This is a genomic window from Micromonospora sp. NBRC 110037, assembly GCF_001652995.1.
Taxonomy (GTDB): domain Bacteria; phylum Actinomycetota; class Actinomycetes; order Mycobacteriales; family Micromonosporaceae; genus Micromonospora; species Micromonospora chalcea.
In genome coordinates, this window is the sequence record NZ_BBVA01000006.1 from 363,146 (window position 1) to 388,384 (window position 25,239).

Sequence of the window (25,239 nt, forward strand, 5' to 3'; positions counted from 1 at the left end):
TGACCCACCTCACGCCCGAGCGCCAATGCGTGATCCGGGTCACTTCAGCGGTGCTCGCGCCGCCCGCGGACCGGACGAACGGCCCAGACGGCCGTACGCCGGTTGTCGCAGCGTGGCCCGCGTGGAGGATGGCTGCTGCGGACGCTTACAGAACCCTTAACTCCGGCCTGCGAAGGTGTGCCGGACGACGAGGGAAGACACGGGGAGCGCAAGGTGCGGGTGCTGGTGGCGGACGACGAGCGGCTCTTGGCGGACACGGTCGCCGAGGGGCTGCGACGGTTCTCCATGGCTGTCGACGTCTGCTACGACGGCGACGGCGCGCTGGAACGGATCGGGGTCAACCGGTACGACGTGGCGGTGCTGGACCGGGACATGCCCGGCGCCACCGGCGACGAGGTGTGCCGGAGCCTGGCCGGGTCCGACGCCGGCACCCGGGTGCTGCTGCTGACCGCAGCCGCCGGCATCCGGGACCGGGTCGCCGGCCTCGGGCTGGGCGCCGACGACTACCTGACCAAGCCGTTCGCGTTCGCCGAGCTGGTGGCGCGGGTCCAGGCGCTGGGCCGCCGGTCCACGCCGGCGCTGCCGCCGGTGCTGGAACGGCACGGCGTGGTGCTCGACGTGGCCCGGCACACCGCTACCCGGGACGGCCGCCCGCTCGGGCTGAGCCCGAAGGAGTTCGCCGTCCTGCACGTGCTGATGCGGGCCGGCGGCCGGGTGGTCAGCGCCGAGGAGCTGCTGGAACAGGCGTGGGACGAGTTCGCCGACCCGTTCACCAACGCGGTCCGGGTGACGGTGATGACCCTGCGCAAGAAGCTCGGCCAGCCGTCGGTCGTCCACACCGTGCCGAAGGCCGGCTACCGGATCGGCGAGCCGGAATGAGCCCCCGTCGCCGCATCCTGCTGGTCGGGCTGCTCGCCCTGCTCGCCGGGTTCTTCGTGCCCAACATGGTCAAGTCGCTGCTCGAACTGGTGTGGGGGCAGGCCCAGTGGTTCTGCGGCCTGGCCACCATCGGCGCGGTGTGCGAACCGGGCCGCCCGTTCGTCCCGCTGTTGCCGCTGCTGGTCCAACTGCTGGTGCTGGTGGCCGCCGGATTCGCGGTGTGGGGAGCGGCCCGCTGGTGCCTGCGCCCGGTGCGCGACCTGGCCGCCCCGATGGCGAACCTGGGCCCGCAGAACCTCGGTTACCGCATCCGGCATCGCGGCCGGGACGAGCTGGCCGGGCTCGCCCGCGCGGTCGACGCGATGCTGGACCGGGTCACCGCCGGGTACGAGGGGCAGCGGCGGTTCGCCGCGAACGCCTCCCACGAGCTGCGTACGCCGCTCGCGGTGCAACGCACGCTGATCGAGGTCGGCATGGCGCAGTCGCTCACCGGTGAGCAACTGGAGCTGCTGACCGCGCAACTGCTCGCCACGAACGAACGCAACGAGCGGCTGATCGAAGGGCTGCTGGCGCTCAGCGAGAGCGACCAGGGCCTGCGGTCCTCCACCCCGCAACGCCTCGAACAGATCGTCAGCGGCGTGCTGGCCGCGTACGCCGACCGGGCCGCCGAGGCCGGCGTGACGGTCGAGACCCGGCTGTCGCCCCGGATCGTGACCGGCGAACGGGTGTTGCTGGAACGCCTGGTCACCAACCTGGTGGAGAACGGCATCAAGTACAACCGCCCGGGCGGCCGGCTCGTCGTCACCGTCGGCGGCGACCCTGCGCTGACCGTCACCAACAGCGGGCAGGCCGTGCCCGCCGAAGCGGTCGACGGGCTGTTCGAACCGTTCCGGCGCCTCGCCCGGGACCGGACCAACCAGGGCGGCGGCGCCGGGCTCGGCCTGGCCATCGCCCGCTCCATCACCCAGGCGCACGGCGGCATCATCGCTGCCCGCCCAGGTGACGACGGCGGCCTGCGGGTCGACGTCCACCTGCCCCACGTGGGCTGACCACCCCACATACGACTCCGGGAGCCGCCGTCGCGGCATCCCGCGATGACACCTGCCCGAGGACCGGACCGGCGGCACCGCCGCCTGCCTTGGAGAGGGCCGGAGAGGAGACCGCAGTGCCGACGCGTACCGAGGGGAGCGCACCACCCGGTGACCGGGTGGCCTGGGCCGACGTGGCGAAGGGCGCCTGCATCGTGCTCGTGGTGCTCTGGCACGTCGTCGTCAAGGACTACCTGCGCATCGACTGGCGGGCCGGCCTGCCGGTGCCGGGCGCGTGGGGGCTGCTCGGCGAGCAGCTGCTGCCGCTGCGGATGCCGTTGTTCTTCGCGATCTCCGGCATCTTCGCGGCGAACGCGGTGGCCCGCCCGTGGCGGGTGTCCGGACGGCCCCGGATCACGCGGAACCTCTACCTGTACGCGATCTGGCTGCTGATCCACACCGCGCTGCTGGCGCTGGCGCCCGGCTTCCCGACCGACCGGGCCACCGACCCGGGTGAGCTGCTGGCCCAGCTCACCGTGACGCCGTCGAACCTGTGGTACCTGTACGCGCTGGCGCTCTACTTCGTGCTCGCCAAGGCGCTGCGCCGGGTCCACCCGGCGGTACTGCTGACCGCCGCGGGCGCGCTGTCCGCGGTGGCGGCCACCGGGCTGCTGGACAGCCCCGGCAACCGGGGGCAGGTCTACCAGAACCTGGTGTTCTTCCTGGCCGGGGTGCGCCTGAAGCCGTACCTCACGCGGTGGGCGGACGGCGCGAGCACCCGGCGGCTCGCCGGCACCGGCGCGGCGTACGCGATCGGGCTGGCCGCCATGGGCCTGGCCGGCGTGCAGAGCTGGCCCGGCGCGTACCTGTTCGTCTCCGTGCTCGCTGTGGCGTTCGGGCTGACCGCCGCCGCCCGGCTGGCCCGGCACCGCCTGGCCGGTCCGGCGCTGGCCCGGCTGGGCCGCCGCACGCTTGGTGTCTACGTGATCCACATGCCGGTGCTGGCGCTGCTGGACCGGCTCCTCGCCGCGCCGGTGGCCGGTCTGGGCGGACCCGGCCGGGCGCTGCTGGTGACCGTCTACCCGGTCCTGCTCACCGCGCTCGTGCTGGCGCTCAGCCTCGCCGCGCACCGCGGCCTCACCGTGCTCGGCGCGCGCTGGCTGTTCGACCTGCCGCGCCGCCGCGTCCACTCGAATCCCGAAGGAGAGACCATGCCCCGAATCGACGGGCCAGCGCTGCCGGACCGCACACATGTCGAGGAGGCCGCCCGCGCGCTGTCCGGCCGGGTGGTGCGTACCCCGGTGCTGCACAGCCCGGTGATCGACCGCCTGGCCGGCGCCCGGATCCTGCTCAAGGCGGAGAACCTGCAGGACGGGGGCTCGTACAAGATGCGCGGCGCGATGCTGGCGGTGGGCCGGCTCGCCGCCGCCGGGCACACCGGCGTGGTCGCGCAGAGCACCGGCAACCACGCCGTCGCGGTGGCGCTGGCCGCGCGTCGGCACGGGCTGGCCGCGACCGTCGTGCTGCCGGTGGACGCCGCGCCGGTCAAGGTGGACCGGGCGCGGGCGGCGGGCGCCCGGGTGGTCCGGGCGGGCACCACGGTCGAGGAGCGCCTCGCCGTCGCCCGGCGGATCGCCGAGGTGGAGGGCCACCCGCTGGTCGACGCGTACGACCACCCGGACGTGGTGGCCGGGCAGGGCAGCGCCAGCCTGGAGCTGATCGAGGAGGCGGCGCGTCGCGGCACACCGCTGGACGCGCTGGTGGTGCCGGTGGGCGGGGGCGGGGGCATCGCCGGGGCCTGCCTGGCCGTGGCCGGAACGCCGATCCAGGTGTACGGCGTGGAGCCGGTCGGGTGCGACTCGCTGGCCCGCAGCCTGGCCGCCGGACGGCCCACACCCGTCGCCCCGGCGCCGAGCCTCGCCGACGGGCTGCGCCCCGGGTGCGTCGGCGACCTGCCGTTCGCGGTGGCCCGCACCGGTGTGCGGGGCGTGGTCCGGGTCGACGACGACGCGATCGTCGAGGCGTTCCGGCTGCTCCTGCTGGACCTGAAGGTGCTGGTCGAGCCGTCCGGCGCGGCCGCGCTGGCCGGCGCGCTGCGGCTGGACGAGGTGAGCGGTCCCGGCAGTTCGGGCACCGGGACGCGGCGGACGGTCGGCGTGGTGCTGACCGGCGGAAACGTGGAAGCGGACCTGGTGGCCCGGTTGGCGGGCGACCCGATGACGGCAGGAGTGGCGGCATGAGAGCGACAGTGCGGATCGGTGTCCTGTTCGGAGGCCCGTCGGCGGAACATGAGGTCTCCTGCGCCTCGGCGCTGGGCGTGGCCCGCGCCCTGGCCGGGCAGGGGCACCGGGTGGTGGCGCTCGGCCTCACCCGTACCGGCGGGCTCCGGCTGCTGCCCGAGCCGGTGCTCGCACAGCACCTCGGCACGGTGGCGGCCGGACGGGCGATCGACGACCGGCTGCCGGTCACCGGCCCGGCGGTGGAGCTGCGGCGCGGGGCAGCCGCCGGGACTGTGGCGGTCACCGCCGCCGACTCCCCGGCCACCGTGCACGCCGAACTGGACGTGGTGTTCCCGGTGCTGCACGGCCCGTACGGCGAGGACGGCGTGGTGCAGGGGCTGCTGGAATCACTCGGCGTGCCGTACGTCGGGTGCGGCATCCTCGCCTCCGCCGTCGGCATGGACAAGGTGGCGATGAAGCGGGCGCTGCGCGCCGAGGACGTCCCGACGACGCCGTACGTCTGGTTCGACGAGCCGACCTGGCGGGCCGCGGCGGACCCGGAGAAGCTGGTCGTCGGGCTGCGCGGGCCGCTGTTCGTCAAGCCGGCCCGGATGGGCTCCTCGATCGGCATCTCCCGGGTCGCAGGCGGCGACGACCTGGTCGCGGCCGTGGAGGAGGCGTTCCGGCACGACCACGTGGTGCTGGTCGAGCAGGGCGTGACCGGCCGGGAACTGGAGTGCGGCGTGCTCGGCGGCTGGCAGCCCGAGGCGTCGGCGGTCGGCGAGGTCCGGGTCGCGGGCGGCTGGTTCGACTACCGGCAGAAGTACTTCGGCGACGCCGACCCGATGATCGTCCCGGCCCCGCTGCCGGACGAGGTCACCGAGCGGATCCGCGAGCTGTCGGTACGGGCGTTCACCGCGATCGGCGGCTGGGGCCTGGCCCGGGTCGACTTCCTCTACGACGAGACCACCGGCGACCTTTACGTCAACGAGCTGAACACGCTGCCCGGCTTCACCGCGCACTCGATGTACCCGAAGGTGTGGGCCGAGTCCGGCGTCGCGTACCCCGAGGTGGTGGACCGGCTGGTCGCGCTCGCCTTCACCCGGCACGCGGCCCGGCCGTCCACCGCACACCCCGGGGGTACGCCGTGATCCTCCTCTCCGACCCCCGCGTCGCCGCCGTGTCCAGCCGGGACGACGGCGAACCCCTGGTGGACCTGCGCGAGGTGCCCGGGCTGCGGGTGGACGAGCGGGCCGCCGACCCCGCCGGGGCGTACGCGCGGGTGCGGTGCGGTGTCGCGGACCGCCTGCTGGCCGCGCAACGCGCGCTGCCGGCCGGGCTGCGCCTGCTCGTGGTCGAGGGCTACCGGCCGTACCGGGCGCAGCTCGACATCTTCACCGGCTACCGGGACGAGCTGCGGCGGCGGCACCCGGACTGGCCGGCGGACCGGCTGCACCGGGAGACCACCAAGTTCGTGTCGCCGGTCGAGGTGGCCCCGCACAGCACCGGCGGAGCAGTCGACCTCACGTTGTGTGACGCCGACGGGGTGGAGTTGGACATGGGCACGGTGCTCGACGCCACCCCGGAGGAGAGCGCCGACGCCTGCTTCACCGCCGCCCGGCACATCCCGGTGAGCGCGTGGCGCAACCGGAACGTGCTGGTGGCGGCGTTGAGCGGCGCGGGGATGGTGAACTACCCGACGGAGTGGTGGCACTGGTCCTACGGCGACAGGTACTGGGCGCTGATGACCGGTGCGCCGCACACCCGTTACGGTCCGTTGTAGCCCGTCGGTTCAGGTGAACGTTCCGGCCCTCCCGTCCGTACCACGCGGGGAACGACAGCGACGACGGGAGAGAACGTGAGGGTGCAGCGTAAGCACGCGATGGCGGCAATCGTGGCGGTGACCGCCACGGTGGCGGTCTCGGTGGGAACCGGACTGGGATTCGCGGACACCGCGCCGGTCGGGCGGTCGGCCTGCGCCGGGTCGGTGACCTTCTCGGCCGAGAGCGGCCCGCCGGCCGCGACGAGCGACAGGTTCCCGGTGGGCACACGCCTGCGGGTGACGAACCTCGACAACCGCAAGGTGGCCACGGTGACGGTCACCGGGCCGTCCGGTAGCTGCGTGCTGCTCAACGCCGCCGCCATGGACCTGGTACGCGAGCCGGGCAAGAACGTCATCCGCCGCAACGTGGTGGAACGCCTCGACGGCGGCGCCGCTCCGGCCCCGGGCGCGCAGCCGGGCGAGACCCGGCCCGGCGCCGCGCAGCCGATCGGCGGCAGCGTCTGCTCCGGCGCGCTCACGTTCTTCGCCGAAGGTGGGGCGCCGGCCGCCACCAGCGGCCAGTTTCCGCTCGGCACCCGGCTTCGGGTGACGAACCTGGACAACAACAAGGCGGTGACCGTGACTGTCACCGGGCCGTCCGGTAGTTGCGTGCTGCTCAACACCGCCGCCATGGACGCCATCCGGGAACCGGGCAAGAACCTGGTCCGGCGCAACACCGTCGAGCTGATTCGCTGAATTCCGGGGTGGGACACCATGGGCCGGTCCTGGGGATGATCGGCCCATGGTGTTCCACGTCCGGGGTCAGCCGAAGGCGGCCGCCAGGATGTCCAGCCCTCGGCCCAGCTCGTCGTCGGAGATGACCAGCGGCGGCAGGAACCGCAGCACGTTGCCGTAGGTGCCGCAGGTCAGCGTGAGCAGCCCGGCCGCGTGGCAGGCCGCCGAGATCGCCGCCGTGGCGGCCGGGTCGGGGGTCGACGTGCCCGGTACGACGATCTCCACGGCGAGCATCGCGCCCCGGCCGCGTACCTCGGCCACGCGCGGGTCACCGGCGGCGATCGCGCGCAGCCGCTCACCCATCACCGCGCCGATCCGGCGCGCGGCGGCGGCCAGGTCCAGCTCCCGCATCGTCTCGATCGACGCGAGCGCGGCGGCGCAGGCGATCGGGTTGCCGCCGTACGTGCCGCCCAGACCGCCGACGTGCACCGCGTCCATCAGCTCCGCCCGGCCGGTCACCGCCGCCAGCGGCAGCCCGCCCGCGATGCCCTTGGCCAGCGTGATCAGGTCCGGCTCGACGCCCTCGTGCTCGCAGGCGAACCAGTCGCCGGTGCGGCAGAAACCGGTCTGGATCTCGTCGGCGACGAACACCACCCCGGCCGCCGTCGCCCACTCGCGCAGCGCCGGCAGGAAACCCTCAGCGGGTACGACGAAACCGCCCTCGCCCTGGATCGGCTCGATCAGCAGCGCCGCAACGTTCTCCGCGCCCACCTGCTTCTCGATCATCTCGATCGAGCGGGCCGCCGCGGTGGCGCCGTCCAGCCCGCCGTCGCGCAGCGGGTACGACATCGGGACCCGGTAGACCTCACCGGCGAACGGCCCGAACCGGTGCTTGTACGGCATGTTCTTCGCGGTCAGCGCCATGGTCAGGTTGGTCCGGCCGTGGTACGCGTGGTCGAACACCACCACCGCCGGCCGCCCGGTCGCGTGCCGGGCGATCTTCACCGCGTTCTCCACCGCCTCGGCGCCGGAGTTGAACAACGCTGAGCGCTTCCCGAAACCACCCGGGGTCAGCGCGTTGAGCTGCTCGCAGACCGCCACGTACGACTCGTACGGCGCGACCATGAAGCAGGTGTGGGTGAACCGCTCGACCTGCGCGCGTACCGCCTCGACCACACGCGGCGCGGAGTTGCCCACGTTGGTGACGGCGATGCCGGCGGCGAAGTCGATCCACTCCCGCCCGTCCACGTCGGTGATCGTGCCGCCGCCCGCCCGGTCCACGTACGCGGGAATGGTGCTGCCGACGCCCCGCGCCACCGCCTCGACCCGGCGCTTGTGCAGCTCCTCGCTGGTGGCCATCGCGATCAGCCCTCGATGTTGTGCATGACGTGCTTGACCCGGGTGTAGTCCTCCAGGCTGTAGACCGACAGGTCCTTGCCGTGGCCGGAGTGCTTGAAGCCGCCGTGCGGCATCTCCGAGACGAACGGGATGTGCGTGTTCACCCAGACGCAGCCGAAGTCCAGCCGCCGCGTCATCCGCATGGCCCGGCCGTGGTCGCGCGTCCACACCGAGGCGGACAGGCCGTAGTCCACGCCGTTGGCCCAGCGCACCGCCTCGTCCTCGTCGGAGAAACGCTGCACGGTGATGACCGGCCCGAACACCTCGTCCTGGATGATCTCGTCGGCCTGGCGTACGCCGGAGACCACGGTCGGGGCGTAGAAGAAGCCGCGCTCGCCGACCCGGGCGCCGCCGGTGGTGACGTTCGCGTGGTCCGGCAGGCGGTCCACGAAACCGCTCACCCGGGCGAGCTGGTTGGCGTTGTTCAGCGGGCCGTAGAGCACGTCGGCGTCGTCCGGCCCGCCGGTACGGGTGTTGCGGGCCTGCTCGGTCAGCGCGGCCACGAAGTCCTCGTGGATGCCCGGCCCGGTCAGCACCCGGGTGGCCGCCGTGCAGTCCTGACCGGCGTTGAAGTAGCCGCCCATCGCGATCGCCTCGGCCGCCGCCGCCACGTCGGCGTCGTCGAAGATCACCACCGGGGCCTTGCCGCCCAGCTCCAGGTGCGTCCGCTTCAGGTCCGGCGCCGCCGCGGCGGCGACCTCCATGCCCGCGCGGGTCGAGCCGGTGATCGACACGAGCTGCGGGGTCGGGTGGGAGACCAGCGTACGGCCGGTGTCGCGGTCGCCGCAGACCACGTTGAACACACCCGGGGGCAGGTGCTCGGCGGCGATCTCGGCCAGCAGCAGCGTCGACACCGGCGTGGTGTCCGACGGCTTCAGCACCACCGCGTTCCCGGCGGCGAGGGCCGGGGCGATCTTCCAGACCGCCATCATCAGCGGGTAGTTCCACGGCGTCACCTGGGCGCAGACGCCGATCGGCTCGCGCCGCACGTACGAGGTGTGCCCGGCCATGTACTCACCGGCCGAGCGGCCCTCCAGCAGGCGCGCGGCGCCGGCGAAGAAGCGCAGCTCGTCCACCGCCGGCGGCAGCTCCTCCTCGGTGGTGAGCTGCCGGGGCTTGCCGGTGTTGCGGACCTCGGCGTCGACCAGCTCGGCGGCCCGCGCCTCCACCGCGTCGGCGAACTTCAGCAGCGCCCGCTGCCGCTCGGCCGGAGTGGTGTCGCGCCAGGTCTCGAACGCGGCGGAGGCGGCCTTCATCGCCGCGTCCACGTCCGCCGCGCCGGAGACCGGGGCCTGGGCGAAGACCTCGCCGGTGCACGGGTCGATCAGGTCGGCGTAGCCGCCGTCCACCGGGTCGACGTACTCGCCGTTGACGAAGTTGCGCAGCTGCTGCTGGTCGCTCATCAGAAGTCTCCGTGAAGGTGGCCGGGGAGAGGGTCAGCGGAGGTTATCGCAATCTGACTGCCATCTTGGCTACTAAATCCGAGGCAGACAAGGGTTTGAGCAACTGTTTCCGCGTGGGCACCTGTGGTCTAGGCTGCCGGTCGTGGAGCCGAGAGCCTTCTACGTCGCCGGTCGCCCCGCCCACGGCGAGGACGAGCTGACAGTCACCCACCCGTACGACGGGCAGCCGGTGGGGCGTACCACGCTCGCCACGGCCGACCAGGTCGAAGCCGCAGTCGCGGGGGCCGCCCGGGTAGCAGCGGAGGCCGCGGCCCTGCCCGCGCACGCCCGCGCGGCCGCCCTCGACCACGTCTCCCGCCGGCTCGCCGAGCGGGCCGACGAGGTCGCCGCGCTGATCACCGCCGAGAACGGCAAGCCGGTCAAATGGGCCAAGGCCGAGGTGGGGCGCGCGGTCTCCACGTTCCGCTGGGCCGCCGAGGAGGCCCGCCGCTTCTCCGGAGACCTGCAACGACTCGACACCGACCCCGCCGCCACCGGCCGGATCGCCCTGGTCCGGCGGGTTCCGCGCGGCCCGGTCCTCGGCATCACGCCGTTCAACTTCCCGCTCAACCTGGTCGCCCACAAGGTCGCCCCAGCGCTCGCCGTCGGTACGCCGATCGTGGTCAAGCCGGCCCCGGCCACCCCGCTCACCGCGCTGCTGCTCGGCGAGATCCTGGCCGAGACCGACCTGCCCGAGGGCATGTTCTCGGTGCTGCCGCTACCGAACGAGCGCGCCGCCGAACTGGTCGCCGACCCGCGCCTGCCGGTCGTGTCGTTCACCGGCTCCGGGCCGGTCGGCGCGGCCATCCGCCGGGCCGCCCCGGACAAGCACGTCACGCTGGAACTCGGTGGCAACGCCGCAGCGGTCATCTGCGCGGACTGGTCGGCGGACGACGACCTGACGTTCGCCGCACAGCGCATCGCCACGTTCTCCAACTACCAGGCCGGGCAGTCCTGCATCGCGGTGCAGCGCGTCTACGTGCACGAACGGCTATACGACGGCTTCCTGCCCCGGCTCGTCGCGGCGGTACAGGCGCTGCGAACCGGCGACCCGCGCGCCGAGCTGACCGACGTCGGCCCGCTGGTGTCGGTCGAGGCGGCGCAGCGCGTCGAGACCTGGGTGGACGAGGCGGTCACCGCCGGCGCCGTCGTCGAGACCGGCGGGCGGCGCGACGGCGCGACCTACCCGCCCACAGTGCTCAGCGGCGTACCGGCCGACGCGAAGGTGTGCGCCGAGGAGGTGTTCGGACCGGTGCTGGTGGTCGCCCCGGTCGCGGACGACCGGGCCGCGTTCGCCGCCGTCAACGACTCCGCGTACGGCCTGCAGGCCGGCGTCTTCACCCACCGGCTCGACGTGGCGTTCGACGCCGCCCGCACGCTCGAAGTGGGCGGTGTGATCGTCGGGGACGTGCCGTCGTACCGGGCCGACCAGATGCCGTACGGCGGGATGAAGGGCTCCGGCGTCGGGCGGGAAGGGCTGCGCAGCGCCATGGACGACTACACCGAGCCGCGGGTGATGGTGCTGACGGGCGTGCCTCTCTGATCGCTTGGCCTCACCAGGTGCCGTCGTCGCGGACCCGGGCGGGGGCGCGGCCGAGCAGCAGGGTGGTGAGGGCGGCGTCGATGTCGGCGCCGAGGAACCACTCGCCGGCCTGGTCGAGGGCGAAGATCCGGCCGTGCTCGTCGACGGCGAGGATGCTCTCCTGACGTTCGCTGCCGAGCGGGAAGAGGCGCGCGCCGATGACCGCGCCGAAGTCGGCGAGAGAGTCGGCGCTGTGCGCGGCCCGGAGCGGATTCGTGGTGAACCGGCTGATCCAGACCTGCTCCCCGGGGCCGCGTCGCCGGCTCAGGACGGCCGGGAACGCGGTGAGCGCCGCCTCGGCGGCAGGGAAGGGCTCATGCCGGTGATGCTGCCCCGCGATCTCTCTCGTCTCCGTCATCGCGCCCATCGCGAGCGCCTCGTTGAACATGCTGATCTGCCAGCCGCCGTCCATGAGCGCGTGGGCCACCTCGTCGGGAAACCTCCCGGGTTGAATGACCTCGCGTGGTTCCGGGCGCCATTCCTCGACGAAGGCGAGGTCAGGCCACGGCAGTAACCCGAAGCGCACCAGGAACTTGACGCACGAGTCGCAGGGAAGGTCGGCGAGTCCGCCAAGCGGATCACCCGGCTCGCGGCTGCGGTAGACCTCGATCCGGCTGGTGCCGAGCAGGTCGCGGGCGTCCTCGATGGTCAGTGGTGGCAGACCTTCGGCGGTCCGGCGGTGGTCGTGCTCGTACAGCGCGTCGGAGACCACGATCATCTCGGCGTGCCGCTCGCCGCCCCGCACCAGATGGCCCGGGGTCAGGTCGTCCAGGTAGGACTGCACCAGCGGATGGTGCCGGACCTCGACATCTCCTTTGGCACCCTGCGCGACGTGCCGGCGGCCGTCGAGCGTGAGGTGCGCCGCCGCGCCCGGCGTGGGCAGCCGGGTCAACTCGCGCAGCAGTTGGGCGGCCGGGTCGACGGCGCGCGGCGCACGGGGTTCATCGGGCCGCTGCTGCCGGTACAACGCCTCGACCGCCGGCGCCGGAATCCGCGGCCAGGTGGAGACCTCGCCGGTCTCCTTGTCGATGACTGTGGTCGGCAGGTCGCCGGGCAGCGCCCGGGCATCGGCGGACACAGTGGACAACACCACGTAGCCCAGGTCGAACTCCTCGACCACCGGCGTGCAGGGAAAACCGAGGCGGTCGGAGTCCCGCCGGGCCCATACCGAGGCGATCTGCTCGGCCTGCTGTCGCTCGATCACCACTTGAAATTACCGGACCCCACGGATTTCGTGGCACCCGGTATGGTCGGGCCTACCCACGGTGACGGAAGGGGTGCGGCGGTGGCCGAGAGTGCGGACCGGGATGCGAACCGTGCACTACGCGCGCGATTCGACGAGGTGTACGGCCAGTACCAGCGGTTGCGGTCCGGTCTGGACGAACTTCAGGTCAAACTGGCCGAGCTGCGGGTCACCGAACGCTCCGACGACGGTCAGGTGACCGCTGTGGTCGGCGCGCGAGGCGAGCTGATCAGCGTCGAGGTGAGCCCTGCCGTCTTCCGGGACCGGGATGCCGGAGGGCTGAGCCGGAAGATCACCGAGACCGTGCTGCGCGCCTCCACGGCCGCGGTCACCGCCACCCGCGAGCTGGTCTCCGGCTATCTGCCCCCGGGTTCACCGTCGGTCGAGTTCCTGCGTACCAATGACTTCGGCGCGCTGCTCGGCCGGGCCGACGCCGTGCTGGCACGCGGCGAGTGACAGGTGGCCGGGGGAGAGATCTGGCTGGACCCGGACCGGGCCCGGCGCGGCGGCGCCGACCTGACCCTGTCCGGTAAGGCGATGAGCGCGGCCCGGCGGGAGACAGGCGACCCGATCGCGACTGCGAGCGCCCAACGACCCTGGGGCCGGGACGACATCGGCGTCGCCTTCGACAAGCACTACCAGGGCTACGCCGAGACGCTGCTGCGGGCGTGGGAACAACTCGGCCGGTCGCTGGAGGTCCTCGGGTCGGACGTCGTCCGCTCGGTCGCGGCCACCGTGGAGACGGACCTGAGCAACGCCCGTGACCTCGGAAAGATCCCCCAGCAGGGCCACAACCCGCGTCGGCCCTGGCGCTGACCACCGGAGGATCCGCGCGTGAGCATGCTGCCCAGCCCGATCCCGCACCCGCTCGACTTCTGCCCGTGGGACGTGCCCGGCTGGATCTACGAAGCGCTCGACTGGGTCGTGGGCGTCGAGTGGCCGGAGGGCAACGAGCGCTCCGTCTGGGACCTGGCCGACCAGTGGTACGGCGTCGCGGGCGTCCTGACCGGTCCGCGCGACGACGCCACCGCCGCCGCCGGTGAGGTGAAGAGCGGATACGGCGGCGTCGGCCTGGTCGCCGGCGCGTTCGACAGGGCCTGGCACAAGCTCGCCGAAGGTGAGGATGCGCCGCTGCACGTCCTCGTGGCGGCCACCGACGAGTTGGGCCGGCTGGTCGACTCCTGCGGCTGCGACATCGAGGGCGCGAAGCTCGAAGCCTGGATCGAGCTGGGCATCCTGGTGGTGGAACTGCTGGCCCTGGCGGTGGCCGCCGTGCTCACTCTGGGCGCCGCCTCCCCGGCGGCCGCCGCCGCGATCACCGCGACGAGGGTCGTCGTCCAGCAGATCTTCAAGCGCCTGGTGGCCCAGCTCGCCCGCAAGGCGGTCAAGCAGGGGCTCAAGGAGGCGGGTGAGCGGGCCGCGAAGGAGGCGGCGAAGGCCGCTGCCCGTGGACTGGCCCGACGGGCGGCGCTCGGCGGCCTGGTGGAGGCCGGTCAGGAAGCGGGTACCAACCTCGCGACGCAGGCGTATCAGAACACCACCGGCCGACGTGACGGCCTGGACCTGACCGACGTGAGCACGTCGGCTCTCGGCGGCTTCGCCGGTGGGGCGGTCGCGCCGCTCGCGGGTCTGGGCCGTCATGCGAGCGGGCGGTTCGCCGAGATAGGCGAGCGGTTCGGCCGGGAGATGGCCGGGGAGACGCTGGCCGAGACCGCGGCCGGATTGGCCACCGGTCACGGCCCGTCGCTGGAGGATCTCGCGCGCGCCGCGGCGTCCGGCGCGACCGGCTCCGCCACCGGCCAGACCGACTCCGCGCTGCAACGCCGCCTCGACGGGCAGTTGAGCGGGCTGACCGTTCCGCCGGTCGGGCTGGACGTGCCACCCGTCGGCGACCCCGTCGGGCTCATCCCGGCCCAGCGGGTCGCCGAGCCGCTCGTCCAGGGCGGCGATGCGATCGGGGGCGCCGTTCCCGTGACATCGACGCACGTCTCGCCCCAGGTCGTCGGCCCGCACCCGCTCGCCGTGGACCTGCCCCGCCCCGCGCCGGAACCCCCAACGACGCCGCTCGGCGATGCCGTCCCGCACGACGTGGCACGTCCGACGGTCGCCGCGAGCCCCACGTTGTCCTCGGTGATCACGGACGCGCCCGTCGCCACGCCCTCGTCGACCGCGCCCGGCGTCCACAGCGGCGCGGGTCCGGTGGCGGCGCCGATCGACCACCCCACGCCGTCCTCGACCAACTCCATTCACACAGCAGCAGTGCCGACGACACTGCCAGCATCGCCTGCCGACCACCCACAGGTCGCGACGCCACCCGCGGCGGACCGGGCCGTTCCCATCAGCAATCGAGGTCAGGCAGGACCGCCTCCGGCCTCACCGGTCAGCGCTCAGCCAGGACCGCATCCGGGAGCGCCGGCCGTCGGGCCCGACCCCCGGCCGGGGCCGAATCCCCGTTTCCCGCTGCTGGAGTCCTTGGCTCCGCATCGCCCTCCCACCGACTCCCCAACGCCCCACCCCGGCCCGTTCGATGTCCAGTCGCGGCCCCGCGAGACCGCCGAGCAGCGTGCCGCGCGGCTGAAAGCTGATCGGGAGGGCCTCGACCGGCGGCGCTACCAGGGCTATCTGCAGTCTCAGCGTGCCCTGCACGAGGAGAACCGGCAGCAGGCGCAGATCAAGGAACTGCGTGACCTCGCCGAACAGCACTACGAGGCGGCGCGTTGGCTCCTCACGCAGGCACACGAGCTGCGCCAAGCCGGGCAACACGACCTCGCTGACCGGCACGTGCGGGAAGGGCGGCGGCGAGAGCGCCTGCACTACCGGGCCGTCGACGAGGTGGAGGCGGTGCGTGCCGGCCAGCGTCTGCCGCGCGAGGTGATGGTCGAGGACGACCTCGACTTCTACCGGATCAACGACGACGTGGCGGACCTGGCCGTCGGCGCGGTCGAGACGGCCGACCATTCCGCGCTCACCGGCCACGGCCACCCCGAACCGATCGACAGGTCCCGGCCCTACGGCCGTCGGGGAGGGCTCCGGCCACCGCTCGCACTGCATCAGACCGACCTGGAACGGCAGATGCCCCGCAACCCGGACGGCAGCGTCGCGCGTACCGCCGATCCCCGGCGTGGCGGATGGTTCCGCCTGGCGAACGACGGCGGACCGGCGGCGGACGCGACCCGGGGCATCAACTGCCTCGACTGCACCCTGTCGCTGTTCGAGACATGGGTCCACGGACGGCCGCGGGTCGCCGCTCCGCGTACGTTCGACGGCTACCTCGGCGGTGACGTGCTCCGCCCGGTGGGCGGCGAGGCGGACGGACCGCTGCGGGTCGAGCAGACCACTGGCGGCCGGTTCCAGAACCTGTGCCCGGTCGACCGGCCCGGCATCACCGGCCCGCAGCGCCAGTGGCTGGTGGATCGCGGCTACCGCGACCTGTACGCGCAGTTGGCGTCGGGCGGCCACGGCAGCTACGCCTTCCTCATCACCAGCTTCGAGGGTGGCGGATCGCACGCCTGGGTGGCGTTGAACCAGAACGGCACGGTCCTCTTCCTCGACCCGCAGTCGGGCGCCGTCGCCGACCGGCCGCTCTACCACCACAGCGGTCGCCCGTTCGAGGGCAACGTGGTCGGTGTCGACGCGCTGGTGCTCGGCCCTGACGGACGGCCGATGCCGCTCACCGGCCGCCCGCCCGGCACGTTCAACGTCCTGCCCGAGCCCTTGCCCCGCCCGGCGCCGCCACGCCTGCCCGAGCCGCCGCCGACCGACGACGGGAACGCGCCGGACTTCAATCACGTCCACCTGCTCGGCGAGTCCACCACTTTCCACACCCGGGCGGACGCACCCCCGCCGGGCAGCGCGCCGCCCGTCGAGCCGCAACCCGACCGGGTACGCGAGGAACACCGGCAGGCGCACGCCGACCGGATAGCCGGCGGGCTCTACGTACGCGACGTGCTCGCCGAGAGCGGAAGCCTCGACGCGGCCTTCGCCGCCGGGGTGACACCCGTCGAGCTGGCGCAGGCCGCCGACGCGCCGACGCTGCGGTGGCTCGCACCCGGGCTGGACGATGCCGCAGCGGCCGACCTCAGCCGGTTGTTCGCGGACCCGCGCGTGCAACGGATGCTCGACCAGAGCTGGGAGGCGCCGCCGCGACGGGAGGAGTTGCTGGCCGAGACGCTGGTACGGCAGCTCGCCGAGCGGCCCGACCTGGTCCGGATGATCCTGGCGACACCGGAACTCGCGAACTCCCTGACCGCGCGACCGCTGACCCTGCATCACCTGGCCAGCCACCAGCAGGCCATCGACGTGTTGCAAGACGTGGTAGGCGAGATCCGGGAAAGGGGGGCTGACGTCGTTGCATCGACGGAACCGCCGGCCCTGATGCCGACTCCATTGACAGGCGCCCACCTTGAGGTGAGCGAATCCTTCACGACTGATGGCGTGGAGGCCGCGCAGCCGGGTTTCGATCTGACGCGACTCGGTGACGCCGCGTATCGGAAGCGGTTCTTGGACCAGTTGTATGAGGAAGCCGCTGTCGCACAGTCGGAGCTCAACTCCCTGGGGCGGGATTTGGCAGAGTCATGCGGTGGTGCCGAATATCACCCACGTCGTGAGCCCAAGGACCGTGCGCGGGCTGAGGACAAGATCAAGGGCTACGGCGGCGATGCGTCACAGCTGAAGGATCTCGCGGGCGGCTACGTCTCGTTTGGCAACCTCGACGAACTCTACGGCGGACTCGCACGTCTGAGGAATGACGGGCGACTGGATCTGGTGAAGTTCGAAGACCGCTTCCAGAGCCCACAGAAAAGTGGATACCGAGACGTCCAGATGTTCCTTCGTGCCTCCAACGGGCACATCGCTGAGTTCCGGCTGCAACTGGCGCCACTCGACAGAGTGGCGACCTGGGAACACTCCCTCTTCGAAGTGCGGCGCGACCTCGAAGCGGTCGCCCGTGAGGAGGGACGTAGCGTGACGGTGACGGAGTCCGCGATTCGTCGGGCGGTGCTTCGGCGCCAGCGAGAGCTGTTCTGGGAGGCTCTTCAGACGGCGCTGCACAAGGAGCGTGAGTGATGGCTACAGTCGACGGCGTCGAACTTCCCGCTTATTTCGAGCACTACGACACGCCTGTGAAGCTGGTCGCCACACCGGATGGCGGCCACGCCGCTTGGAAGCTGGACCGCTCAACTGGGGGTTGGCGGCCGGCGGACGAGCTCATCGACGACGTGATCGGTGGCGTGGGCGGCGAGATCTACGTGCGCTCGGCTGATGCCTTCGTGCAGCACGTCGAGCAGTTGCGCGGACGCTACCTGAGCGGAGAGGGACCGATCTTCGCGCTCTACGAGACGGTCCGGGCACTGGCGGCGCCCGCCATCGCGGAGAGGCGGCCGTTCACCGCGGAGGAAGCGGCGTTGATCAAGGGGATCCGGCGGCGGACCTTCGTGATGTTCGAGGAGCAGCTCCAGCAGGCCGGTGACCCCGCCGCCGACCCCACCATCGCCGCCACCCCCTCCTGACACGCCATGTCCGTCGACGAAGATCCGGCCGTGCCGTACGTGCCGCCCGCCGACGCGACGGAGGCGAGGCGCGTACAGGAGGAGCTGCGGTCGCGGGTGGACCTGGTGGGGCCCGGTCCCGCCACGCCCGCGACGGTGGCCGGCCTGGACGTGGCGTACGCGCAGGACGGTGTTTTACTCGCCGCCGCCGTCACGGTGCTGGACGCAGTCAGCCTCGCCGTGGTGGACGAGGCGGTGTGCGTGGGGCGGCCCGCCTTTCCGTACGTGCCGGGGCTGTTCGCCTTCCGGGAGATGCCGGCGCTGCTGGCCGCGTTGGACCGGCTGACCGTCCGCCCTGAGTTGCTGGTGTGCGACGGGCACGGGCTGGCGCACCCGCGCCGGTTCGGGCTGGCCTGCCATCTGGGTCTGGTGACCGGGCTGCCCGCGATCGGCGTGGGGAAGACGCCGCTCGTCGGCTCGTGGACCGGGCCGGGCCCCGAGCGTGGTGACAGCGCCGACCTGTGTGACGAGGGCGACGTGGTCGGGCGGGTGCTGCGTACCCGGGACGGCGTCCGGCCGGTCTTCGTCAGCGTCGGGCACCGGATGGGGTTGGACAACGCGGTCGAACGGGTACTGGCACTGACGCCCCGGTACCGGCTGCCGGAGACGACCCGGACGGCCGACCAACTGTGCCGCCGGGCGCTCGCCTCGGCCGTCGTCTCCGGCGGTGACCTGGACCGGCGGTGATCGCGTGGCGCGGCACACATGTGGCGTGGTCGATGCGAAGGTGCCCTCCGGGCCCGGTAGTAACCTGACCGGCGGATCCGGTCCGGACGCAACGGTGAGGTGGGGATGTCGGTGGGGCGGCACGCGGCGCGGTGGGCCATTGTCGGCGCGCTGCTGGGTGGCCTGATCGCCGTACCGGCGTCGCCGGCGTCGGCCCGGGACGACCGGGTCGGGCTGCGCTCGGCGGGCAGCTTCACCGCCGGGGGTTCGCCGGGTGGCGTGACTGTCGAGGTGCGCAAGCGCACCGACGGCTGCGTGCAGCTGCGTACCGCGATCGGGCTCCGGTTGGAGGGCCTTCGGGCGGACCAGGTGCGGGTGCAGGTGGCCGCCGGCGACGGCTGGACGCCGGTGCCGGTCTCCGGTGGTGACGGCGCGGTCGCCACCGCCCAGGTCGCGCCGGTCGACCGGCCGCTGTGCAAGGGCAAGGGCGCCACCGTGCGCTACCGGGTGTCCTTCCTGGCCGGCGTCGTCGGCGGGCGGTTGGAACTGGCGGGCGAGGCGAGCGCCGCGAACGGTGACGTGCTCGGCCGGGCCGGTGGGTCGGCCCGGCTGGTGGGCGCGCCGCGTACGCCGAGCCCGAGTCCGTCCCGCAAGCCCTCGCCGACGCCCAGCGCGAGCGAGACCACACCGGCCGAGGTGACTGACACGTCGCCGGTCGCCGCTGCCGTCGCCCCGGCCACCGCCGCGGCCGACGACTCGTCGTTCGGAGGTTCCATGATCATGTGGTTCGGTATCGGGCTGGTGCTCGTCGGCGCCGCGCTCATCGTCCTGCTGCTGCGCCGCAGTCGCGCCGACCGCAGCGGCGGCGGGCCGGTCGCCGACCAGCCGCCGGTCCCGCTGCCACGCAGCACCACCACCTACCGCTCCGGCGCCACCGGGCCGGCCCCCACGGTGTACGGCGGCACGCCGGCGCCCCGTCCGGCGGGCAGCGTGTACGGCGCGCCTTCGTCCGGTCCGACCCCGCCCGTCTCCGGGCCGACGCCGCCCGCGCCCGCGGGCGGGGACGCGACGAGCCTCCTGCCCCGCTTGCCGGACTGAGGCCGAACCCGACCGGCTCCCGGGGTTACCGTGACGGTGGGTGGTCACGCCGTGACCCGGTGGCCGCCACCTGCCCGGCCGGAGGACCGGACACCGGGGCCGAACGGGGCCCGGTGCCGGGGCCGGTTGGCCGATAAGATCGCGTGCGCCGATCGGCACCGCCGACCGGTGAGACCGCATACGTGGAAGGAGCCGCGCCGTGGCCCTGGACCCGCAGTTGCTCGAGATCCTCGCCTGCCCGGACACGCATCACGCCCCGCTCGACTACGACGCGCAGGCGCAGACGCTCACCTGCACCGAGTGCGGTCGCATCTTCGAGGTCCGCGACGACGTACCGGTGCTCCTGCTGGACGAGGCGCGCGGTGGACCCGCGGCCGACGAGGCGCGGGGCGGGTCGTCGCGGTGATGGAGGGTACGGCCGGGGTCAGCGGGCACCGGCACGCCGATGAGGCCCTGCTCGACGACGCGGCGCTGCTGGCCGAGCGGGACCCGGGCGGCATGCTCCGGCACACCGCGTCCGCCGGCGCGCAGGTGCGTGAGTCGGCGGCGCTGGCCGCCGAGGCCAACCTGTCAGTGCTCGCCGACGACGGCCGGCCGCGCGCGGTGGTCATCGCCGGCATCGGCACCGCCGGGCGTACCGGTGACGTGCTGGCCACTGTCGCCGGGCCGCGCTGCCCGGTGCCGGTCATCCCGCACCGCAGCGCCGGCGTGCCGGGCTGGGTGGGCGCGGCGGACGTGGTCATCGCGGTGAGCGCGTCCGGGCGCAGCCCCGAGGCGCTGGGCGCGGCCGAGGCGGCGCACCGCCGTGGCGCCCGGCTGGTGGCAGTGGGCGCGCCCGACTCGCAACTCCAGTCGGTGGCGGAGCGGGCCCGGGCGCCGTTCATCCCGGTGCCCCGGCGCGCGCCGGCGCGGGCCAGCCTCTGGGCGCTCACCGTGCCGGTTCTGCTCGCCGCCCGTACCCTCGGGCTGGTGAAGGTCAACGAGGCCGACCTGGCGGAGACGGCGGCCCGGCTCGACGCGGACGCCGATCGGTGCCGGCCGACCGCGGAGTCCTTCGTCAACCCGGCGAAGTCGCTGGCGCTGGGGCTGTCCGGCTCGATCCCGATCGTCTGGGGCTCGTCTCCGCTGGCGACCGTCGCGGCCCGGCGGTTCGGCGACACGTTGTCCGCCAACGCCCGCTACCCGGTGGTCGCCGGCGCGCTGGGCGAGGCGGGGCGGGGTCGTGTCGGCCTGCTCGACGGCGTGTTCGGCGGCCTGGCCGAGGGCGAGCGGGACATCTTCGCCGACCCGGGCGACGACGAGTCCGACGGCACCCGGCTGCGGCTGGTGCTGCTGCGCGACGGCGGGCTCAACGCCGACGACGACACCGACGAGCCGCTGGCGGTCGAGGAGCGCCGCGCGGACGCGGTGCAGACGCTCGCCGAGCGCCGTGGGGTGCGCTGCGACGTGGTGACCGCCGAGGGCGGCTCCGCGCTGGAGCGGCTCGCGTCGCTGGTGGCGGTCCCCGACTTCGCCTCGATCTACCTCGCCCTGGCACACGGCCTGGACCCGATGGCGGTACCGGCCATCACGGAGATGAAGGAGCTGGCGAACCAGTGAGCACACGGGGCATCGAGCGAGGCGGGGAATGAGCGCGAACGGGGGCACGAAGGCGATCGTCGCCGCCCTGGCGGCGAACCTCGGTATCGCCGTCACCAAGTTCGTCGCGTTCGCCCTCACCGGCTCGTCGTCGATGCTGGCCGAGTCGATCCACTCGGTGGCCGACTCGGGCAACCAGGGCCTGCTGCTGCTCGGTGGCCGGCGGGCCAAGCGGCAGGCCACGCCGCAGCACCCGTTCGGGTACGGCCGGGAGCGCTACATCTACGCGTTCATCGTGGCGATCGTGCTGTTCAGCCTCGGTGGCCTGTTCGCGCTCTACGAGGCGTACCACAAGGCGTCCGATCCGCACCCGATCGAGAGCTGGCAGTGGGTGCCGGTGGCGGTGCTGGTGGCCGCGATCGTGATGGAGGGCTTCTCCTTCCGTACCGCGATCAAGGAGTCCAACCTGGTCCGGGGCAACCAGACCTGGGTGCGGTTCATCCGCCGGGCCAAGGCCCCGGAGCTGCCGGTGGTGCTGCTGGAGGACTTCGGCGCGCTCGTCGGTCTGGTCTTCGCGCTGTTCGGCGTCGGCATGACGCTGATCACCGGAAACGGCATGTGGGACGCGGCGGGCACCGCGATGATCGGTGTGCTGCTCGTGGTCATCGCGGTCACGCTGGCGATCGAGACCAAGAGCCTGCTGCTCGGCGAGGGCGCGGAGCAGGGCGAGCTGGCCAAGATCGAGCAGGCCGTCACGAACGGTCCCGAGGTCGAGCGGATCATCCACATGAAGACGCTCTACCTGGGCCCCGAGGAGCTGATGGTGGCCGCGAAGATCGCGGTGCCGGCCTGGGAGACCGCCGAGGACCTGGCCCGCGACATCAACGCGGTCGAGGCCCGGATCCGGCGTGAGGTGCCGACCGCCCGGGTGATCTACCTGGAGCCGGACATCTACTCGCCGGAGGCGGAGCGGGCGGGCACCGGGCAGGCGGCGGCGACCGCCGTCCCGGAGGCCGCGACCACCGGCGAGGCGCACGCGGCCGACGAGGTGGCCGGGCGGCCCGGGAGCTGACCGATGGAGCTGTTGCAGGGCCGGATCCGTGACTACGCCTGGGGCTCGCGCACCGCGATCGCCGAGTTGCAGGGGCGGCCGGTGCCGAGCAACGGGCCGGAGGCGGAGCTGTGGCTGGGCGCCCACCCGGGCGCCCCGGGCACCGTTCAGCGGGACGGCCGTCCGGTCAGCCTCACGGAGCTGCTGGTGGCCGAGCCGGGCCACTGGCTGGGTGAGCGGCTGGTCGGCCGGTTCGGCACCCGGCTGCCGTTCCTGCTGAAGGTGCTGGCCGCCGACTCCCCGCTGAGCCTCCAGGCCCATCCGGACGCCGAGCAGGCCCGCGCCGGGCACGCCGCCGACGTGGAGCGGATCAACTACGTGGACCCGTACCACAAGCCGGAGCTGCTGGTGGCGCTCTCGGAGTTCGACGCGCTGTGCGGCTTCCGCGATCCGGGGGAGTCGGCGGCGGCGATCGCCGCGTTCGGCGTACCCGCGCTGGAACCTGTGGTGGCGGCGTTGCGCGCCGGGCCGGCGGGGCTGCGGGAGGCGGTACGCCTGCTGTTGAGCTGGCCGCGGGCGGAGCGCGCCGGGCTGGTGGCGGCCGTGCTGGCGGCGGCGGACGCCGGTCCCGGGTCGGCGGACGCCGAGCTGGTACGCACGCTGGCGGCCGGCTATCCGGAGGATCCGGGCGTGGTGGTGGCGTTGCTGTTGCACCACGTCCGGCTGGCGCCCGGCGAGGGCATCTGGATGCCGGCCGGGAACCTGCACGCCTACCTGCGCGGCACCGGCGTGGAGATCATGGCGGCCAGCGACAACGTGCTGCGTGGCGGGCTGACCCCGAAGCGGGTGGACGTGGACGAGCTGCTGCGGGTGCTCCGGTTCGAGGTGCTGACCGAGCCGGTGCTGCGGCCGGAGACGGTGGCGCCCGGGGTGCTGACGTGGCCGGTGCCGGTGGAGGACTTCGCGCTGCACCGGGTCGAGGTCGCCACCGGGTCGCCGGGGGCGCGGTTGACGCTGCCCGGGCCGCGGGTGGTGCTCTGCCGGACCGGGAAGCTCACCGTTGACGACGGGGTGGGCGTGGTCACGCTCGGCGCGGGACAGGCCGCTGTGGGCACGGCGGCGGGAGGTCCGCTGACGCTGAGCGGGGACGGCGAGGCGTTCGTCGCCACCTGTGGCCTGCGCTGAGCGCTCAGCAAAAAGCCGCAAGTCCGACTTTCCCGAAATAGCTTGACGGTCCACTGGCGTGGTGTGACCCTATGGGTACGCAGCGTTGTCGCGACGAAGGTCCGATGACGTGCGGGGGAACCAAACCGGGGGGATGCACGGGGCGGCCGGGCCGTGGACGGAAAGTCCGTCCACGACCGACCGCCCCGTGCGCTGTCCGCCGACCGGCCGATTGTGTGCTCGGTCAACCGGGCACCGGCCGGGTGGGTCGCGCGCGTAAGGTGGAAGGCTGCGCACCACATCGTTCGACAGGAGCTTCCATGACCAGCACCCTCCCCGCGGCCTCCAGCGGCGCGTCGTCGCAGGCTCGGCCGAGCACCCTCGCCGAGGGCGACTACAAGGTGGCGGATCTGTCGCTCGCCGCGTTCGGTCGCAAGGAGATCCGGCTCGCCGAGCACGAGATGCCCGGCCTGATGGCGATCCGGCGTGAGTTCGCCGAGGCCCAGCCGCTGGCCGGCGCCCGCATCACCGGCTCGCTGCACATGACCGTCCAGACCGCCGTCCTGATCGAGACCCTTGTCGCGCTCGGCGCGCAGGTCCGCTGGGCGTCCTGCAACATCTTCTCCACCCAGGACCACGCCGCCGCGGCGATCGTGGTCGGCCCCGAGGGCACCCCGGAGGCCCCGGCCGGCGTGCCGGTCTACGCCTGGAAGGGCGAGACGCTGCCGGAGTACTGGTGGTGCACCGAGCAGGTGCTCGCCTGGCCGGACGGGCAGGGCCCGAACATGATCCTGGACGACGGCGGCGACGCCACCCTGCTCGTCCACAAGGGCGCCGAGTTCGAGAAGGCGGGCGCCGTACCGCCGGTCGAGTCCGCCGACTCCGAGGAGTACGCGGTCATCCTCGAACTGCTGCACCGCTCGCTGGCCGAGGACAACCAGCGCTGGACCCGGATCGCCGCCGGCATCAAGGGCGTCACCGAGGAGACCACCACCGGTGTGCACCGGCTCTACGAGATGCACCGCGCCGGCACGCTGCTCTTCCCGGCCATCAACGTCAACGACTCGGTGACCAAGAGCAAGTTCGACAACAAGTACGGCTGCCGCCACTCGCTCATCGACGGCATCAACCGGGCCACCGACGTGCTGATCGGCGGCAAGATGGCAGTGGTCATGGGCTACGGCGACGTGGGCAAGGGCTGCGCCGAGTCGCTGCGCGGCCAGGGCGCCCGGGTCGTGGTGACCGAGGTCGACCCGATCTGCGCGCTCCAGGCGGCGATGGACGGCTACCAGGTCGCCACGCTGGACGACGTGGTCGAGCAGGCGGACATCTTCATCACCGCGACCGGCTGCTTCGACGTCATCACCAACGAGCACATGGCCCGGATGAAGCACCAGGCCATCGTGGGCAACATCGGCCACTTCGACAACGAGATCGACATGGCCGGCCTGGCCAAGCGCAGCGACGTGACCCGGGAGAACATCAAGCCGCAGGTCGACGTGTGGCGCTTCGACGACGGCCACGCGATCATCGTGCTCTCCGAGGGCCGCCTGCTGAACCTGGGCAACGCCACCGGCCACCCGAGCTTCGTGATGTCGAACTCGTTCGCCAACCAGACGATCGCGCAGATCGAGCTGTTCACCAAGACCGAGGAATACCCGATCGGCGTCTACGTGCTGCCCAAGCACCTGGACGAGAAGGTCGCCCGGCTGCACCTGGACGCGCTCGGCGCGAAGCTGACCACGCTCACCAAGGAGCAGGCCGCCTACCTGGGCGTCTCCACGGAGGGCCCGTTCAAGCCCGACCACTACCGCTACTGAGTTCACACTCCGGAAGGGACCGGGGTCG

At 73.0% G+C, this 25,239-nt stretch carries 21 protein-coding genes; 18 read left to right on the forward strand and 3 right to left on the reverse strand.

The features are described 5' to 3' along the window. The first annotated feature begins 213 nt into the window (after positions 1-213). From A4R25_RS20115 to A4R25_RS20140, 6 genes are all read left to right on the forward strand, one after another. On the forward strand, positions 214-879 hold the full coding sequence (locus A4R25_RS20115) for a response regulator transcription factor (RefSeq protein WP_043326436.1): 666 nt from the start codon (positions 214-216) through the stop codon (positions 877-879). Next, positions 876-1,928 carry a HAMP domain-containing sensor histidine kinase gene (locus A4R25_RS20120; protein ID WP_064447717.1) on the forward strand — a complete coding sequence of 351 codons (1,053 nt, stop codon included), beginning with the start codon at positions 876-878 and terminating at the stop codon, positions 1,926-1,928. The genes A4R25_RS20115 and A4R25_RS20120 overlap by 4 nt, the downstream gene beginning before the upstream one ends. A 116-nt stretch (positions 1,929-2,044) precedes the next feature. Next, complete coding sequence (locus A4R25_RS20125) at positions 2,045-4,147, forward strand: pyridoxal-phosphate dependent enzyme (RefSeq protein ID WP_064447718.1); 2,103 nt, start codon at positions 2,045-2,047, stop codon at positions 4,145-4,147. Then, on the forward strand, positions 4,144-5,277 hold the full coding sequence (locus tag A4R25_RS20130) for a D-alanine--D-alanine ligase family protein (protein ID WP_064447719.1): 1,134 nt from the start codon (positions 4,144-4,146) through the stop codon (positions 5,275-5,277). Before A4R25_RS20125 ends, A4R25_RS20130 begins: the two co-directional genes overlap by 4 nt. Continuing rightward, entirely contained in the window at positions 5,274-5,909 is a 636-nt protein-coding gene (locus A4R25_RS20135; protein ID WP_064447720.1) for a M15 family metallopeptidase, read from the forward strand. The genes A4R25_RS20130 and A4R25_RS20135 overlap by 4 nt, the downstream gene beginning before the upstream one ends. Positions 5,910-5,984: 75 nt before the next feature. Next, positions 5,985-6,644 (forward strand): hypothetical protein, encoded by a 660-nt coding sequence (locus tag A4R25_RS20140; protein WP_064447721.1) that lies wholly within the window; start codon positions 5,985-5,987, stop codon positions 6,642-6,644. A gap of 66 nt (positions 6,645-6,710) precedes the next feature. On the opposite strand, the gene gabT is transcribed toward A4R25_RS20140, so the two are convergent. Then, a complete protein-coding gene (gene gabT / locus A4R25_RS20145; RefSeq protein WP_064447722.1) occupies positions 6,711-7,982 on the reverse strand; it encodes a 4-aminobutyrate--2-oxoglutarate transaminase in 1,272 nt (423 codons plus the stop codon). A gap of 5 nt (positions 7,983-7,987) precedes the next feature. Next, entirely contained in the window at positions 7,988-9,424 is a 1,437-nt protein-coding gene (locus tag A4R25_RS20150; protein WP_030501380.1) for a gamma-aminobutyraldehyde dehydrogenase, read from the reverse strand. A 142-nt stretch (positions 9,425-9,566) separates the two neighbouring features. On the opposite strand from A4R25_RS20150, the gene A4R25_RS20155 reads away from it, so the two are divergent. Continuing rightward, the gene (locus tag A4R25_RS20155) at positions 9,567-11,006 is read left to right on the forward strand and encodes an aldehyde dehydrogenase family protein (protein ID WP_064447723.1); all 1,440 of its coding nucleotides are present in this window, start codon (positions 9,567-9,569) and stop codon (positions 11,004-11,006) included. A 10-nt stretch (positions 11,007-11,016) separates the two neighbouring features. Here the strand turns inward: A4R25_RS20155 and A4R25_RS20160 are convergent, their stop codons facing one another. Further along, a complete protein-coding gene (locus A4R25_RS20160; RefSeq protein WP_064447724.1) occupies positions 11,017-12,252 on the reverse strand; it encodes an SUKH-3 domain-containing protein in 1,236 nt (411 codons plus the stop codon). A 78-nt stretch (positions 12,253-12,330) separates the two neighbouring features. Between A4R25_RS20160 and A4R25_RS20165 the strand changes: the two genes are divergently transcribed. The 11 genes from A4R25_RS20165 to ahcY all read left to right on the forward strand — a co-directional run bounded on the left by A4R25_RS20165 (position 12,331) and on the right by ahcY (position 25,211). Next, complete coding sequence (locus A4R25_RS20165) at positions 12,331-12,744, forward strand: YbaB/EbfC family nucleoid-associated protein (protein ID WP_043326418.1); 414 nt, start codon at positions 12,331-12,333, stop codon at positions 12,742-12,744. A 3-nt stretch (positions 12,745-12,747) separates the two neighbouring features. After that, positions 12,748-13,104, forward strand: coding sequence for a hypothetical protein (locus A4R25_RS20170; RefSeq protein ID WP_064447725.1), 357 nt, complete (start codon positions 12,748-12,750; stop codon positions 13,102-13,104). Between the two features lie 228 nt (positions 13,105-13,332). Next, positions 13,333-17,352, forward strand: a complete 4,020-nt coding sequence (locus tag A4R25_RS20175; RefSeq protein WP_231915588.1) for a toxin glutamine deamidase domain-containing protein — start codon at positions 13,333-13,335, stop codon at positions 17,350-17,352. Beyond that, positions 17,352-17,795: a hypothetical protein gene (locus A4R25_RS20180; protein ID WP_064447766.1), complete on the forward strand. Its 444-nt coding sequence runs from the start codon at positions 17,352-17,354 to the stop codon at positions 17,793-17,795. The genes A4R25_RS20175 and A4R25_RS20180 overlap by 1 nt, the downstream gene beginning before the upstream one ends. A gap of 6 nt (positions 17,796-17,801) precedes the next feature. Next, the gene (gene nfi, locus A4R25_RS20185; protein ID WP_064447727.1) at positions 17,802-18,521 is read left to right on the forward strand and encodes a deoxyribonuclease V; all 720 of its coding nucleotides are present in this window, start codon (positions 17,802-17,804) and stop codon (positions 18,519-18,521) included. A gap of 105 nt (positions 18,522-18,626) precedes the next feature. Continuing rightward, positions 18,627-19,598, forward strand: coding sequence for a hypothetical protein (locus A4R25_RS20190; RefSeq protein WP_064447728.1), 972 nt, complete (start codon positions 18,627-18,629; stop codon positions 19,596-19,598). A gap of 199 nt (positions 19,599-19,797) precedes the next feature. Continuing rightward, on the forward strand, positions 19,798-20,004 hold the full coding sequence (locus A4R25_RS20195) for a Trm112 family protein (RefSeq protein WP_030501390.1): 207 nt from the start codon (positions 19,798-19,800) through the stop codon (positions 20,002-20,004). After that, positions 20,001-21,197, forward strand: coding sequence for an SIS domain-containing protein (locus tag A4R25_RS20200; RefSeq protein WP_043326408.1), 1,197 nt, complete (start codon positions 20,001-20,003; stop codon positions 21,195-21,197). Before A4R25_RS20195 ends, A4R25_RS20200 begins: the two co-directional genes overlap by 4 nt. A gap of 28 nt (positions 21,198-21,225) precedes the next feature. Next, positions 21,226-22,248, forward strand: a complete 1,023-nt coding sequence (locus tag A4R25_RS20205; protein WP_043326407.1) for a cation diffusion facilitator family transporter — start codon at positions 21,226-21,228, stop codon at positions 22,246-22,248. A 3-nt stretch (positions 22,249-22,251) separates the two neighbouring features. Then, positions 22,252-23,412, forward strand: a complete 1,161-nt coding sequence (manA, locus tag A4R25_RS20210) for a mannose-6-phosphate isomerase, class I (protein WP_043326406.1) — start codon at positions 22,252-22,254, stop codon at positions 23,410-23,412. Between the two features lie 299 nt (positions 23,413-23,711). Next, a complete protein-coding gene (gene ahcY / locus A4R25_RS20215; RefSeq protein ID WP_043326405.1) occupies positions 23,712-25,211 on the forward strand; it encodes an adenosylhomocysteinase in 1,500 nt (499 codons plus the stop codon). Positions 25,212-25,239: the final 28 nt, after the last annotated feature.